The sequence below is a fragment of the Paraburkholderia sp. genome (assembly GCF_036488505.1).
GTDB lineage: Bacteria > Pseudomonadota > Gammaproteobacteria > Burkholderiales > Burkholderiaceae > Paraburkholderia.
This window is the reverse complement of the sequence record NZ_DASXHN010000231.1, coordinates 1-13,289: the sequence shown is the minus strand read 5'-3', so window position 1 is coordinate 13,289 and position 13,289 is coordinate 1. Positions and strand designations below refer to the sequence as shown.

Below are 13,289 nucleotides of genomic sequence, written 5' to 3'. Positions count from 1 at the left end.
AGCTCGCCCCACGGCAGTTCGGCCGGGTTGCGGTTCGCCAGCACGCGGATCTTGTCGCCGTTCACGACGAGGTAGTCGCCGTCCACCGACACGTCACCCGGGAACTTGCCGTGCGCGGTGTCGTACTGCGTAAGGTGGGCGTTGGTTTTTGCATCGCCCAGATCGTTGATGGCGACGATTTCGATATCGTGCTTCTTGCCGTTTTCGTAGAAGGCGCGCAGGGTATTGCGGCCGATCCGGCCATAGCCGTTGATTGCGACGCGAATCGTCATGATCTATCTCCTGATGGCTAAAAAAATCCCTTTCCGTTCACCTGACCGGCGGCGTTGCCCGAATGCCGCAACGCCACGCGGGCGCGGGCGGCAACGCCTGGGCCTGATCAGCCGAGTGCGGCCTTCACCGTCTCGACCACGTGCTCGACGGTGAAGCCGAAATGCTTGAACAGCACGCCTGCCGGGGCCGATTCGCCGAACGTGTCGATACCGACCACGCCGCCTTCGAGACCCACGTACTTGCGCCAGAAATCCGACACGCCCGCTTCGATCGCGACGCGGCGCACGCCGTGCGGCAGCACACGCTCGCGGTAATCGGCGTCCTGCGTGTCGAACACGGTCGTCGACGGCATCGACACCACGCGTGCGGCGATGCCCTCGCGCGCGAGCGGCTCGACGGCCTTCATCGCCAGTTCGACCTCCGAGCCGGTGGCGATCAGGATGATCTTGCGCGCGACGATTTCTTCGTCCCAGTCGCGCAGCACATAGCCGCCCTTTTCGATGTTGGCGATCTGCGCGTCGGTGCGCTCGTTGAACTGCAGGTTCTGACGGCTGAAGATCAGGCACGACGGACCGTGATGTTCAATCGCGTGGGTCCACGCCACCGCGGTTTCGACCGTGTCGGCCGGACGCCACGTCTGCAGATTCGGAATCAAACGCAGGCTCGCGACGTGTTCGATCGACTGGTGGGTCGGGCCATCTTCGCCGAGCCCGATCGAGTCGTGCGTGAACACGAAGATCGACTGCGACTTCATCAGCGCGGCGACGCGCAGCGCGTTGCGGCTGTAGTCGGAGAACGTCAGGAAGGTGCCGCCGAATGCCTTGAAACCGCCGTGCAGCGCGAGCCCGTTGATCGCGGCGCTCATGCCGAATTCGCGCACGCCGTAGTTCACGTAGTTGCCGGCGGCGCGGCCTTCGGCATTCACGCGCACCGGCCTGGCGGCCTTCCAGTTGGTCAGGTTCGAGCCGGTCAGGTCGGCGGAGCCGCCGAGCAACTCGGGCAGCACGGCCGACAGCGCTTCGATTGCCTGCTGCGATGCCTTGCGCGTCGCGACGGTTTCGGCGCGCTCGTTCGCGCCGGCGATGATCGCGCGAGCCTTCTCCTTCCAGTCGGCCGGCAGTTGCTTGTCGCTGCGGCGCTTGAACTCGGCCGCTTCCTGCGGATACTTTGCGGCGTACGCCGCGAACGCCTTATCCCAGTCCGCTTCGAAACGCGCGCCCGCTTCCTTCGCATCCCATGCCGCGTAGACCTCCTGCGGAATCACGAACGGCTCCCACTTCCAGCCGATCGCCTCGCGAGTTGCCGCGATTTCCTTGTCGCCGAGCGGCGCGCCGTGCGAATCGTGGCTACCGGCCTTGGTCGGCGCGCCTTCGCCGATCACCGTCTTGCAGCAGATCAGCGTCGGCTTTTCCGACTGCTTGGCCTGTTTGATCGCCGCGTCGACCGCGTCGACGTCGTGACCGACCACGTTCGGGATCACGTTCCAGCCGTACGCTGCGAAGCGCTTCGGCGTGTCGTCGTGGAACCAGTGCACCACTTCGCCGTCGATCGAGATGCCGTTGTCGTCGTAGAACGCGATCAGCTTGTTCAGCTTCAGCACGCCAGCGAGCGAGCACGCCTCATGCGAAATGCCCTCCATCAGGCAGCCGTCACCGACGAACACGTAGGTGTGGTGGTCGACGATCTTCGCATCGGGCTTGTTGAATTCGGTGGCGAGCAGCGACTCGGCGAGCGCCATCCCGACCGCGTTCGCGAGACCCTGGCCGAGCGGGCCGGTGGTCGTCTCGACGCCCGGGGTGATGCCGTACTCCGGGTGACCCGGCGTCTTCGAATGCAGCTGGCGGAAGTTCTTCAGCTCTTCGATCGGCAGCGCGTAGCCGGTCAGATGCAGCAGCGAATACAGCAGCATCGAGCCATGACCGTTCGACAGCACAAAGCGGTCGCGATCGGCCCACTGCGGGTTCTTCGGGTTATGGCGCAGATGACGCGACCACAGTGCGACGCCGATTTCGGCCATGCCCATCGGCATGCCGGGGTGGCCGGAGTTCGCCTTTTGAACGGCGTCCATGGCCAACGCGCGGATCGCGTTAGCCATCAGGGAATTGGGTGCGGGAGACGGGGTCGTCATTGTCGAGTCCGGAGACAAAGTCAGAAAGCGGGGCGCGTGAGGCCCGGAAGCTCGGCAACGTGTTCGCTACGGCGCACGATGCGGCGCCAGAAGACGCGAAACGGGCAGAGCAAACGGACAAGGCTGAAAGCGTCACATTCTAACAGAACGTTAACCCGCATCCGGCCGGCAAGCCGTCTGGCCGTGTGGTTCAACGCACGCTCCCGCAAGGGGCCGGGCGTGGACGCGCGGCCGCATTACAATTCGCTCAGCTGCCCCGCCACGCTCTCCACGAAGGCCGTCCGCCGTGAATGCTCCCCTGTTGTTCGAGCCGAGTCCCGATGCCGTCTACGGCTTTGCTCACGCGCGCCTGGTCGAGCGTGTTCAGTCGCCTTATCAGACGATCGAGATATGGGATACGCCGCAGCTGGGCCGGCTGTTCACACTCGACGGCCGGCCGATGACCTCCGCCGGCGACGAGTTCATCTACCACGAATGCATGGTGCACCCGGCCGCGCTCGCGCACCCGGCGCCGCGGGCGGCGCTCGTGCTCGGCGGCGGCGACGGCGGCGCTGCCCGGCAGTTGCTGAAGCATCCGGGCATCGAACGGATCGTCGTGGCGGAGCTCGATGCCGAGGTCGTGCGCGTCACACGCGAGCATCTGCCGGACGTGCATGGCGGTGCATTCGACGATCCGCGCGTCGAACTCGTGATCGGCGATGCGGCGCATTACGTCGCGGCGGCCGCCACGGCGACGTTCGACCTCGTCGTCTTCGACTTGACACCGCCGGATTCACCGGCCGCCAGCCTTTACACACCAGCGTTCTACGCGCGGCTCAAACGCGTGCTGCGCAGTGACGCCGCGCTGTCGCTACATCTCGGCTCGCCGTACTTTCACGCGCAGCGCGTGGCCGAGCTGCTCGCCGATCTGCGCGTCGCGTTCACCCACGTACGCACGATGAGCACCTTCGTCCCGCTCTACGGCTCGCTGTGGATGATGGCCATCGCCAGCGACACGCTCGACGCCGCCGCGCTCAGCGCTGACACGCTCGCCGAACGCGTCGCCGCGCGGGGCATCGCGTCGCTGCGGCATTACGAGCCGGCCTTGCACGCGGCACTGTTCTCCGCATCGCGGGCGGTGCGCGATAAACTGAGCCCCTGGCTGACGCCATCCAGTTGACGCGTGGGTACCTTGTACGAATCGGTCCGATCGATGCCGGCGTTGCCCTGTGTGTGTGTTCGCCGGGCCGCGAGCCGGCTCGGCTTGTCGAAGCCGGCACGCCGCCAGTCGCGCTTCGCGGCACGTGTCCCGCCAACCATCGAGATCCGGAGAATTGCATGACCGCCCCCCGCCCCGCCGGTGTGCCTTGGCTCACCCCCTATCTGACGGTCCGCGACGCACGTGCGTCGATGGCGTTCTTCTCGGCGGCGTTCGGTTTCGACGTGCGCGACAGCGTGCAGGACGACGGCGTCGTGATGCACGTCGAGATGACGTATCAGGATCAGTTGATCGTGATGTTCGCGCCCGAAGGCGCGTTCGGCTCGACCGCGAAAACGCCGAAGAACGCGGGCATCGTCGCGCCGCAATCGTTCTATCTCTATGTCGAGGACGTCGACGCCGTTTATGCGCGGGCGCTGGCGGCCGGCGCGAAATCATTGAGCGAGCCGCAGGACCAGTTCTGGGGCGACCGCTTCGCGCAGGTCGAAGATATCGACGGCTATCGCTGGGCGCTCGCGCGCCACCTTTCCTGAGTCAATGACTATTTCGTCGATGCCCCGTTTTTTCGTCGCCACATCGCTTTATCCCGATGACGTGCTCACTCTGCCCGATGACGTCGTGCGCCACGTGCTGGTACTGCGTTTGCAGCCTGGCGATTCAATCGCGCTGTTCAACGGCGACGGCGGCGAATACAGCGCCGAACTCGTCGACGTCGAGCGCCGCTCGGCCCGCGTGAAGATTCGCGAATTCCGGCCGGTCGAACTCGAGCCGCCGTATCGGCTCACGCTCGCGCAAGGTATCGCGGGCGGCGACAAGATGGACTGGCTGATCGAGAAGGCGGTCGAGCTCGGCGCGTCGGCCTTCGTGCCGCTCACGACGGCCCGCAGTGTGGTGCGGCTCGCGGGCGAGCGCGCGCAACGGCGGCAGCAGCACTGGCAAGGGGTGGTACGGGCGTCGTGCGAGCAATGCGGGCGCAATCGATTGGCGGACGTGATGCCGGTGCAGGACATCGGCGCATGGCTCGACGCGCTGCCGCGCGAACCGGAGCCGGGCGAGTTGCGCCTGTTGCTGTCACCGCGCGCGAGCATCAGCTTTTCGGCATTGCCAGAAGCGCCGCCGCAAGGCGGGGTGACGGTATTGATCGGCCCCGAAGGTGGGCTATCCGCGGACGAGGAAGCCGCAGCCGTCGAGCAGGGATTTAACGCCGTCGGTCTTGGGCCACGGATTTTGCGCACCGAAACGGCGGGGATCGCGGTACTAGCGGCGCTCGCGGCACGCTGGGGCGGCTGGTAAGCAGGTTTGCGTTCAGCGCAGGCAATCCGAGCCGCGCGCCTGAAACCGCAGACGACCGCGCCAAATGCAAAGGCCCGCCAGTTGGCGGGCCTTTGCCATGTATACCGCGATTTACGACCGATCATGGCGGCAGCGTCTGGACAGACGAAAGTCAGGCAAACGAATAAAACACCCGGAATGCCACCTTGCGCTCGGCCCAGAATTCCGCTGCCTCGCGGAACACGTCGAGCAGCGTCTCGCGGCCTTCCTTGTCGAATTTTTGCGCGACCGGCAGCTGTTCGAGCACGATCACGAAGCCCGGTTGCGCGCCCGCTTTATGCACGAGATCGGTCAGACAGTCGTAAAGCGCGTCGTAGTTCTTGCCGAAATGCTTGGGGAACAGGAAGGAGGTCGCGATCGTCTCCAGCACTTCCTGCTTGGACGCCGCGTTCGCGCAATAGGCATACAAAAAGTGCTGGCCGAGCCGGTTAGCCTCGTCGGCGAGATCCTGTACGCGGAACGCGCGGATCGATTGCACGATGTTCGGTCTCACGGTCCTGAAAAGACTCATGGGCTCCTCGTTCGATGAAACCACCGCGCCCGCCTCGCTGTGAGTGTCGCGACCCTGCTCGCCGGCGCGCATCTTCATGACGCGTTGGAACAAATTGCCGTCGCCGGCCGCGAAAAGATCCGTCGCGACTCCCGAATCGTGCGCGTAGATGTTGTCGCTCATGCCGTTCATCCCGATGTCATTCAACAATATGGTTAAAACTGGTGTAGTGGTCGTCCGAGTAGTAACAATTGTCGGTTCGCTGTAGCGGACCTCCGCAGACGATGCGGCGCGCCCCGCGATTGCGCGCGTGAGGCGTGGGAACGGTGTATTCGTGGTAATAACCGCGCCGATGGGCGGGTAGCATCCGTTCGTAATTGCCGAATACGATGCCGTCCTTCTGATACAGGTAAGGCCCGCCGGCGGCTATCAGGTTCAACGTATCGACGGCCTCGCGCGGCAACTGCGCGAGTGCGACCGTGCCCAGTTGCGCATTCGCCTCCGCAGGCGCCGTGTGAGCTCGCGCAATTGCGTCAGTCGCGGAACCGGACAACGCGCACAGCGCGGTGGCACCGATCAGCACGCCTTTTATACGCAGCCACATGCGTGCCATGTATCAGGTTTCCCCGCTATCAGATCACGAGTTCGACGACCATGAAAGACGTAAGGGTATCGCTATTAGCCTTTCGAATCAACGTTCGACGGGATAGCGATCCCGGCCACATGGCCGGAAAAGCCGATGGCTGGAGCCTTGACGACATTTGACAAAATATTGAGCCCGACCGGGCTAAACTTAGCTCAACCGTGCGAACACAGGCGGAAAGCAGGCGGTTTAGCGGTCGCCGGCCTACGTTTTCCTCGTGCGGTTGAGAGCCTTGGAACTGCCGCGGCCGCAAGGCCGTGTCATTGCCCTTTTTCGGGGCCGGCTATCCCCAGCTTGCCCTGAGGCGTGCCCATTGCGGGCACGCCGTTTTTTTCTTCTGCCGGGCGTGAGCCATCGGCGCGACCCACCGCTGGCTCCGAACCGGCTGGCCGCTTAGCGGGTTGCGCTCACGTCCGCTACCAGCAGCGCGGTCATGTTGACGATACGGCGAACCGTCGCCGACGGCGTCAGCACGTGCACGGGCTGCGCCGCGCCAAGCAGGATCGGGCCGATCGCGATGTTGTTGCCCGCCGCTGTCTTGAGCAGGTTGTACGAGATGTTGGCTGCGTCGATATTCGGCAGCACCAGCAGGTTCGCATCGCCTTCGAGCGTCGAATCGGGCAGCACTTCGCGGCGCAAATTCGCATCAAGCGCCACATCGCCATGCATCTCGCCGTCAACTTGCAGGTCGGGCGCGCGTTCATGCAAAAGTTCGAGCGTGTCGCGCATCTTCTGCGCGGTGGCCGCATTGCTCGATCCGAAGTTCGAATGCGAAACCAGTGCAATCTTCGGCTCGATGCCGAAGCGGCGCACTTCCTCGGCTGCCATGATCGTGATCTCGGCCAGTTGCTCTGGCGTCGGATCGACGTTCACGTGCGTGTCGACGAGGAAAATCTGCCGGTTCGGCAGCACCAGCGCGTTCATCGCCGCGTACACCTTCGCGCCTTTCTTCTTGCCGATCACCTGGTCGATAAAGTGCAGATGACGGTGCGTCGTGCTGACCGTGCCGCAAATCATCCCGTCGGCTTCGCCCTTCTTCACCATCATCGAGCCGATCAGCGTGGTGCGGCGGCGCATTTCCAGCTTCGCCATCTGCTCGGTGATGCCCTTGCGGGACATCATCTTCGCGTACTCCTTCCAGAAGTCGCGGTAACGTTCGTCATGATCGGTGTTCACGATCATGTAGTCCTGGCCGGCGACGAGCCGCAGACCAAAGCGCGCGATTCGCTGTTCGATCACCGCCGGGCGGCCGATCAGGATCGGCTTCGCGAGTTTTTCATCGACGATGATCTGCATCGCGCGCAGCACGCGCTCTTCCTCGCCCTCCGCGAACACGATGCGCTTCTTCTCCGGCTCGACGCTGCGCGCGAGCTGGAAGATCGGTTTCATCGTCGTGCCGCTGTGATAGACGAACTGCTGCAGATGCTGCTCGTACGCGTCCATGTCCTCGATCGGACGTTCGGCGACGCCCGAATCCATCGCGGCCTTCGCCACCGCCGGCGCGACCTTGACGATCAGACGCGGATCGAAAGGCTTGGGAATCAGGTATTCCGGCCCGAACGACAGATCCTGGATGCCGTATGCGGTGGCGACGATGTCGCTCTGCTCCTGGCGCGCCAGTTCGGCGATAGCGTTGACCGCAGCGATCTCCATTTCACGCGTCACCGTCGTCGCGCCCGCGTCGAGCGCGCCGCGGAACAGGAACGGGAACACCAGCACGTTGTTCACCTGGTTCGGGTAGTCCGTGCGGCCCGTGCAGAGCACCGCATCCGGGCGCACTTCGAGCGCCAGTTCCGGCAGGATTTCCGGCGTCGGGTTCGCGAGCGCGAGGATCAGCGGCTTGTCGGCCATCTGCTTGACCATGTCCTGCTTGAGCACGCCGCCGGCCGACAGGCCGAGAAACACGTCCGCGCCGCCGATCGCTTCGGCCAGCGTGCGGGCGTCGGTTTCACGCGCGAAGCGCTCCTTGTCCGGGTCCATCAGTTCGACGCGGCCCTTGTAGACCACGCCGGCGAGGTCGGTCACGGTGATGTTTTCGAGCGGCAGACCGATGTCGACCAGCAGGTCCAGACAGGCCAGCGCCGCCGCGCCCGCGCCGGAAGACACCAGCTTGACGTTCTTGATGTCCTTGCCGACTACTTTCAGACCGTTGGTGATCGCCGCCGCGACGACGATCGCGGTGCCGTGCTGGTCGTCGTGGAAGACCGGGATCTTCATGCGCTTGCGGCATTCGCGTTCGACGATGAAGCAGTCCGGCGCCTTGATGTCTTCGAGGTTGATGCCGCCGAAAGTCGGTTCGAGCGCGGCGATCACGTCGACGAGCTTGTGCGGATCGGTTTCGTTGATTTCGATATCGAACACGTCGATGCCGGCGAACTTCTTGAACAGCACGGCCTTGCCTTCCATGACCGGCTTCGACGCGAGCGGCCCGATATTGCCCAGGCCCAGCACCGCGGTACCGTTCGTGACGACGCCGACCAGATTGCTGCGCGCGGTGAAGCGCGCGGCGTTCAGCGGGTTCTCGACGATCTCTTCGCACGCGAACGCGACGCCCGGCGAATACGCCAGAGCGAGGTCGCGCTGGTTGATCATCTGCTTGGTCGGGGCGATCGCGATCTTGCCGGGAGTCGGGAACTCGTGGTAATCGAGAGCGGCTTCGCGGAGTTTGGTATTGACGGGAGTCGACATAAGGCGGGCTTCGAAGTGCAGATTAGAATAGACGTTCGACGGCATTGTAGCCCCAATTGCCTGAGCGATTCCTTCAATACGGGTACAACAGCCGCGACAGAAACAGGGTGAAAACCCGCTGCGGGCTGGTTGCGCTCCCCCCTCCCTTCGTCGCCGCTCATCGCTCGCCATCATGCTCTCCGAGTTTTCGCTAATCGACCGCTTCTTCGCCCGCCGCGCCGCCACGGCACGCCCCGTCAATACGCCGGGCAATCCGCCTGGCAACGCAGCGGGCGATACGCTCGGCATCGGCGACGATTGCGCGCTGCTCGCGCCACGCGCCGGCGAGATGCTGGCCATTTCGACCGACATGCTGGTGCAAGGCCGCCACTTTTTCGCCGACGTCGATCCCGAAGCGCTCGGCCATAAAGCACTCGCGGTCAACCTGTCGGACCTCGCCGCGATGGGCGCGCGGCCGCAGGCGTTCACGCTGGCGTTTTCGCTGCCGAAAGCCGACGAAGCATGGCTCGCCGCGTTTAGCGATGGCCTTTTCGCGCTGGCCGAACGCCACGATTGCGAACTGATCGGCGGCGATACGACGGGCGGCCCGCTCAATCTTTGCATCACGGTGTTCGGCAGCGTGCCGCCGCGGATGGCGCTGCGCCGCGATGCCGCGCAGCCCGGCGACGACATCTGGGTGTCCGGCACGCTCGGCGACGCGCGCGCCGGTCTCGGCGTGCAACGCGGCGAATGGACCGCCGATGCCGCCGATGCCGTCACTTTCCGGGCTGCGCTGGAGCGCCCGGAACCGCGCATCGCGCTCGGCCTCGCATTGCGCGGGATCGCGCATGCGGCGCTCGATCTATCGGACGGGCTCGCCGGTGACCTGCTGCATATCCTCGAGCGCTCGTCGGTGCGCGCGAGCGTCGACGTGGACGCGGTGCCGCGCTCGGACGCGCTGCGCCGCCTTGCGCCCGCGATCCAGCAGCGCTGCACGTTGGCCGGCGGCGACGACTATGAGTTGTGCTTTACCGCACCCGCCGCGGCGCGCGCCGCGGTGCAAAACGCCGCGCATCACGCAGCCGTGCCTGTCACGCGCATCGGTACAATAAGCGCACTCGGGGCGGCCAGCGGCCGCCCCGCCATCGCCTGGCGCAATGCCGCCGGCGCGCCGCTCACTCTGACGTTGCAAGGTTTCGACCACTTCCATGCGGAATGACCCTTCGCTCGGCCCCGCCGACGATTTCATCGGCGTGCAGCCGCCCCCGCCGTCCGGACCTCGCACGCCCAAACCACGGCAGCCGCGCCGCGTGAGCGCGCGCTTCATGCTGTCGCATCCCGCGCATATCCTGTCGCTCGGTTTCGGCAGCGGCCTGTCGCCGCTCGCGCCGGGGACGGTCGGCACGCTGTTCGCGTGGGCGTCGTTCGTGGTGCTGAACCGCTATCTGACGGTGACCGGATGGGGCGTGCTGATCGCGGCCGGCTTTATCAGCGGCATCGCGCTGTGCGGCTTTACCGCGAAGCGGCTCGGCATCGACGATCCGTCGGCGATCGTCTGGGACGAGATCGTCGCATTCTGGCTCGTGCTGCTGATGGTTACGCCCGCCACGCTCACCGGCCAGTTGTGGGCGTTCATCACATTTCGCTTCTTCGACATGGTGAAGCCGCCGCCGATCGGCTATTTCGACCGCCGTCTGAAAGGTGGCTTCGGCATCATGTTCGATGACCTGGTCGCCGCATTCTTTACGTTGCTCGTGATCGCGCTGTGGCGCATGTCGGTGTAATTTCGTTCGCCGCCGGGCCATCGCTCTTTGCCGTGCCTCGCGGCCGGCCCCGTTTTACGGATTGACGCCATGCCTACCGATTCCGTCGTTCATCAGCTTGCGATCCGCGTGAGCAACCGTCTGCGCGACGAGCGTTTGATGCTCGTGACCGCCGAATCGTGCACGGGCGGCATGGTCGCGACCGCGATCACCGACATTTCCGGCAGCAGCGGCTGGTTCGAGCGCGGCTTCGTCACGTATTCGAACCAGGCGAAGAGCGAAATGATCGGCGTGCCGGCCGATCTGATCGACAAGCACGGCGCGGTCAGCGAACCGGTCGCCCGCGCGATGGCCGAAGGCGCGCTGCGCAACAGCCGCGCGCAGGTGTCGCTATCGATCACCGGCGTCGCCGGACCAGGCGGAGGCACCGAAACCAAGCCGGTTGGCATGGTCTCGTTCGGCTGGAGCAACCGGCTGCATACGTCGGTGGAAACGAAGATCTTCAAGGGCGACCGCGAGCAGATTCGCGTGCAGGCCGCCGCTCATGCATTGCGCGGCCTGCTCGCGCTGCTGGACGAACGCGAGCATTGACGCGCATCAGCTCCCCCAACCTGCTCCCACTCTGGTAGGCGATACATGCCGGACTCGCGCTCGATCGCGGACGAACTGATCCGCCGCTTCGATCTGAAGCCACATCCTGAAGGCGGTTATTTCTCGGAAACGTATCGTTCGGCCGCCCGCGTGCAGCGCGATGGCGAGACCACAGCCGCGCGCGCGGCGTCGACCGCGATTTATTACCTGCTATGCGACGGCGCGCATTCGGCATGGCATCGAATCCGCTCCGACGAGGTATGGCATTTCTATGCCGGCGGTCCGCTGCACGTGCACGTGCTCGATGAAAACGGCGGCGCGGGCGGCGCGCTCGTCACGCACCGGCTCGGCAATCCGCTCACGCATCCCGGCACCGTCTATCAGGCGGTCGTGCCGGCGGGCTTGTGGTTCGCGGCGGAGTGCGCCGATCCGGCGTCGTTCGCGCTGGTCGGCTGCACCGTGGCGCCGGGGTTCGAATTCAGCGAATTCGAACTCGCGGACGCCGATGCGCTGAAGACGCGCGATCCCGGGCATGCGGCGTTGATCGAGCGGCTGCGGCCGGTGCGCTAGCAGCGCTTGCGGAGCTCACGCACGGTTGTTTCAGCGGAACTTCAGCGGAACCTCAGCGGAACGCGTTGATCCTGTCGCGCGTTTCCTTCGCGGCCTGCCTGGCCGCGTCGCCGAAGTCCTCGCCCTTGCCCGCGTAGATGATCGCGCGCGACGAGTTGATCAGCATGCCGGTGCCGTTCGCGGTTCGGCCAGCGGTCACGGTCGCCTGGACGTCGCCGCCTTGCGCGCCGATGCCCGGAATCAGCAGCGGCATATCGCCGACGATCCCGCGTACCACTTCGATTTCCTTCGGGAAGGTCGCGCCGACCACGAGCCCGAGCTGGCCGCTCGCGTTCCACTTGTGGGCCGCCAGGTGCGCGACGACCTGATAGAGCGGGCGCCCGCCCGTCTCGAGGAACTGCAGATCGGAGCCGCCGATGTTCGACGTCCGGCACAGGACAATGACGCCCTTGCCTTGATGCTCGAGATACGGCTCGATCGAATCGAAACCCATGTACGGATTGACCGTCACCGCGTCGGCCTGATAGCGCTCGAACGCTTCGCGCGCGTACTGCTCGGCGGTGCTGCCGATGTCGCCGCGCTTCGCGTCGAGGATCACCGGCAGGCCCGGGTGGTGTGCGTGGACGTGAGCGATCAACTGCTCGAGCTGATCTTCCGCGCGATGCGCGGCGAAGTAGGCGATCTGTGGCTTGAACGCCGACGCATACGGCGCGGTCGCATCGACGATCGTGCGGCAGAACTCGAAAATCGCGTCGGCGCGCCCCGCGAGCGCGCTGGGAAATTTGCTCGGCTCGGGGTCGAGCCCCACACATAGCAGAGAATTGGTACGCTGCCACGCGTCGTTGAGTGTCTGGATGAAATTGGACATGGTGTGTCTCGCGGCGAGCCGGTAGTCGGAAGTGGCGCGTATTCTACCTGCCCGTACGTGACGCCCGTTCCCGTCCGGAAAGGCAATGAAAGGGTCGCCGCGGACTTCGCGCCGCGTTCGCCGGTACCGCCGCCACACCACGAGTTACTACTGCTTGCGCCGCCCGCCTCGCGCCCCCGGCATCGACCGCAAGCCGGTGCGCTCGACGGTGAACCGGAACGTCCGCGTGAGACGCTCGCCGCGCTTGAGCAACGTCATGCCGTTTTCGCACGCGCCACCGGCGAGGTTCATCGCGTTGATCGGATGATCGACCGGCTCGAAGCAGAAGAAGTCTTCGCCCGGCGGCGTATAGAGCACGTAATAGTCGGTATCGGCGCAAATGTTCAGCGACAGCCGGCGCTTCGGCCACACCACCGCCGCCTGGCCGCTCCAGCCGGTGAACGCGTGATTGACGATCGTCTCCGGCAACGGATACGCAACGCCGAACTGCCACGCGGGCGGTGCCGGCACGTGGCGCACCGGCAGCCAGTCGTCGCCCGACAGCCACAGGCCGCCGGCCGCCGCCGACAGCTCGGTGTCAGCGTCGCGCACGAAGAACGGATGCACGCCGAGCCCGAATGGCAGCGTCTCGCGCCCGGCGTTTTCGATTTCGAGCGCGATGACGAGCGTCGCGCCGTCGAGCGTGTAGGTTTGCGTCGCGCGGAACGCGTACGGCTTGCCGTCGCTGCGATCGAGCGCGAGCCGCACGTGCTCGCGGTCCGCTTCG

13 protein-coding genes and 1 pseudogene are annotated in these 13,289 nt (G+C 65.2%); 7 read left to right on the top strand and 7 right to left on the bottom strand.

All coding sequences use genetic code 11. From position 1 onward, the window contains the following. Both VGH68_RS14230 and tkt read right to left on the bottom strand, forming a co-directional pair. A partial coding sequence (locus VGH68_RS14230) for a glyceraldehyde 3-phosphate dehydrogenase NAD-binding domain-containing protein (RefSeq protein ID WP_331604284.1) occupies nt 1–272 on the bottom strand: 272 nt, incomplete at its 3' end. Between the two features lie 107 nt (nt 273–379). After that, entirely contained in the window at nt 380–2,401 is a 2,022-nt protein-coding gene (gene tkt / locus VGH68_RS14225) for a transketolase (protein ID WP_331604283.1), read from the bottom strand. Between the two features lie 286 nt (nt 2,402–2,687). Here tkt and speE point away from each other — a divergent pair, with 286 nt between their 5' ends. The 3 genes from speE (at nt 2,688) to VGH68_RS14210 (ending at nt 4,892) form a co-directional block, all read left to right on the top strand. Further along, nucleotides 2,688–3,560 (top strand): polyamine aminopropyltransferase, encoded by an 873-nt coding sequence (gene speE, locus VGH68_RS14220; protein ID WP_331604282.1) that lies wholly within the window; start codon nt 2,688–2,690, stop codon nt 3,558–3,560. 158 nt (nt 3,561–3,718) lie between these two features. Next, the gene (locus VGH68_RS14215) at nt 3,719–4,132 is read left to right on the top strand and encodes a VOC family protein (protein ID WP_331604281.1); all 414 of its coding nucleotides are present in this window, start codon (nt 3,719–3,721) and stop codon (nt 4,130–4,132) included. 19 nt (nt 4,133–4,151) lie between these two features. Further along, entirely contained in the window at nt 4,152–4,892 is a 741-nt protein-coding gene (locus VGH68_RS14210; RefSeq protein WP_331604280.1) for a 16S rRNA (uracil(1498)-N(3))-methyltransferase, read from the top strand. Between the two features lie 151 nt (nt 4,893–5,043). Here VGH68_RS14210 and VGH68_RS14205 read toward each other — a convergent pair whose 3' ends face one another. The 3 genes from VGH68_RS14205 to VGH68_RS14195 form a co-directional block, all read right to left on the bottom strand. Next, nucleotides 5,044–5,604, bottom strand: coding sequence for a barstar family protein (locus tag VGH68_RS14205; RefSeq protein WP_331604279.1), 561 nt, complete (start codon nt 5,602–5,604; stop codon nt 5,044–5,046). Nucleotides 5,605–5,620: 16 nt separating this feature from the next. Next, nucleotides 5,621–6,034, bottom strand: coding sequence for a ribonuclease (locus VGH68_RS14200; RefSeq protein ID WP_331604278.1), 414 nt, complete (start codon nt 6,032–6,034; stop codon nt 5,621–5,623). 423 nt (nt 6,035–6,457) lie between these two features. Next, nucleotides 6,458–8,797: an NADP-dependent malic enzyme gene (locus VGH68_RS14195; RefSeq protein ID WP_331604277.1), complete on the bottom strand. Its 2,340-nt coding sequence runs from the start codon at nt 8,795–8,797 to the stop codon at nt 6,458–6,460. Nucleotides 8,798–8,924: 127 nt separating this feature from the next. Between VGH68_RS14195 and thiL the strand changes: the two genes are divergently transcribed. The 4 genes from thiL (at nt 8,925) to VGH68_RS14175 (ending at nt 11,655) form a co-directional block, all read left to right on the top strand. After that, nucleotides 8,925–9,950: a thiamine-phosphate kinase gene (gene thiL / locus VGH68_RS14190; RefSeq protein WP_331604276.1), complete on the top strand. Its 1,026-nt coding sequence runs from the start codon at nt 8,925–8,927 to the stop codon at nt 9,948–9,950. Further along, nucleotides 9,940–10,515 carry a phosphatidylglycerophosphatase A gene (locus VGH68_RS14185; protein ID WP_331604275.1) on the top strand — a complete coding sequence of 192 codons (576 nt, stop codon included), beginning with the start codon at nt 9,940–9,942 and terminating at the stop codon, nt 10,513–10,515. Before thiL ends, VGH68_RS14185 begins: the two co-directional genes overlap by 11 nt. Before the next feature lie 69 nt (nt 10,516–10,584). Next, complete coding sequence (locus tag VGH68_RS14180; RefSeq protein WP_331604274.1) at nt 10,585–11,085, top strand: CinA family protein; 501 nt, start codon at nt 10,585–10,587, stop codon at nt 11,083–11,085. 45 nt (nt 11,086–11,130) lie between these two features. Next, nucleotides 11,131–11,655 (top strand): cupin domain-containing protein, encoded by a 525-nt coding sequence (locus tag VGH68_RS14175; protein WP_331604273.1) that lies wholly within the window; start codon nt 11,131–11,133, stop codon nt 11,653–11,655. A 52-nt stretch (nt 11,656–11,707) separates the two neighbouring features. On the opposite strand, the gene pyrF is transcribed toward VGH68_RS14175, so the two are convergent. After that, nucleotides 11,708–12,523: an orotidine-5'-phosphate decarboxylase gene (pyrF, locus tag VGH68_RS14170; protein WP_331604272.1), complete on the bottom strand. Its 816-nt coding sequence runs from the start codon at nt 12,521–12,523 to the stop codon at nt 11,708–11,710. A gap of 147 nt (nt 12,524–12,670) precedes the next feature. Beyond that, a pseudogene (locus tag VGH68_RS14165) lies at nt 12,671–13,289 on the bottom strand (aldose 1-epimerase); the annotation flags it as partial.

Bases quoted from the DNA above. Each gene is read 5' to 3' on its own strand.
- tkt (WP_331604283.1), bottom strand. From the start codon at position 2,401: ATGACGACCCCGTCTCCCGCACCCAATTCCCTGATGGCTAACGCGATC.
- VGH68_RS14215 (WP_331604281.1), top strand. From the start codon at position 3,719: ATGACCGCCCCCCGCCCCGCCGGTGTGCCTTGGCTCACCCCCTATCTG.
- VGH68_RS14210 (WP_331604280.1), top strand. From the start codon at position 4,152: ATGCCCCGTTTTTTCGTCGCCACATCGCTTTATCCCGATGACGTGCTC.
- VGH68_RS14205 (WP_331604279.1), bottom strand. From the start codon at position 5,604: ATGAGCGACAACATCTACGCGCACGATTCGGGAGTCGCGACGGATCTT.
- VGH68_RS14200 (WP_331604278.1), bottom strand. From the start codon at position 6,034: ATGGCACGCATGTGGCTGCGTATAAAAGGCGTGCTGATCGGTGCCACC.
- VGH68_RS14195 (WP_331604277.1), bottom strand. From the start codon at position 8,797: ATGCCGTCGAACGTCTATTCTAATCTGCACTTCGAAGCCCGCCTTATG.
- thiL (WP_331604276.1), top strand. From the start codon at position 8,925: ATGCTCTCCGAGTTTTCGCTAATCGACCGCTTCTTCGCCCGCCGCGCC.
- VGH68_RS14185 (WP_331604275.1), top strand. From the start codon at position 9,940: ATGCGGAATGACCCTTCGCTCGGCCCCGCCGACGATTTCATCGGCGTG.
- VGH68_RS14180 (WP_331604274.1), top strand. From the start codon at position 10,585: ATGCCTACCGATTCCGTCGTTCATCAGCTTGCGATCCGCGTGAGCAAC.
- VGH68_RS14175 (WP_331604273.1), top strand. From the start codon at position 11,131: ATGCCGGACTCGCGCTCGATCGCGGACGAACTGATCCGCCGCTTCGAT.
- pyrF (WP_331604272.1), bottom strand. From the start codon at position 12,523: ATGTCCAATTTCATCCAGACACTCAACGACGCGTGGCAGCGTACCAAT.